1 pseudogene is annotated in these 830 nt (G+C 36.7%); it reads left to right on the forward strand.

Annotated features, from left to right (window positions below):
* Window positions 1-830 (forward strand): annotated as a pseudogene (locus HMPREF0849_RS09975) (Ltp family lipoprotein); the annotation flags it as partial.

Here is an 830-nt window from a genome sequence, read left to right on the forward strand (position 1 = left end):
TAATCTACCATCAGAAGGCAGCTATCCTCGCAATAAATGGGTAGGATACTATTATTATAAATCAGATGGTAAGATGGCCAAGAATGAATGGGTAGATGGCGGTCGTTACTATGTTGATTCTAAAGGCAAAATGGTAACGAATAAATGGGTAGATGGTGGTCGTTACTATGTAGGATACGATGGTGTATGGCAACCAAAACCAGCAGCCGGGAATCCATACTCAGCAGCTTTAAAGAGAGCACAAGGTTATAATGAGATTCATTTGTCAAAAAAAAGAATTTATGAGATGTTAATTTTTGAAGGTTTTAATAGTGACACTGCACAATATGCTATCAATCATTTGCAAGCAGACTATAAGGCGAATGCCTTAGCTAAAGCAAGAGATTACCGAAAATATAGCAATCTCTCAAAAACGCAAATTTATGACTGGCTAACTTCTCCTAGTATTGACAAATTTACCAAAGAAGAAGCAAACTATGCTATTCAAAAACTTAATCTACCATCAGAAGGCAGCTATCCTCGCAATAAATGGGTAGGATACTATTATTATAAATCAGATGGTAAGATGGCCAAGAATGAATGGGTAGATGGCGGTCGTTACTATGTTGATTCTAAAGGCAAAATGGTAACGAATAAATGGGTAGATGGTGGTCGTTACTATGTAGGATACGATGGTGTATGGCAACCAAAACCAGCAGCCGGGAATCCATACTCAGCAGCTTTAAAGAGAGCACAAGGTTATAATGAGATTCATTTGTCAAAAAAAGAATTTATGAGATGTTAATTTTTGAAGGTTTTAATAGTGACACTGCACAATATGCTATCAATCA

This window comes from Streptococcus sp. C300, from assembly GCF_000187645.1.
GTDB lineage: Bacteria > Bacillota > Bacilli > Lactobacillales > Streptococcaceae > Streptococcus > Streptococcus oralis_CQ.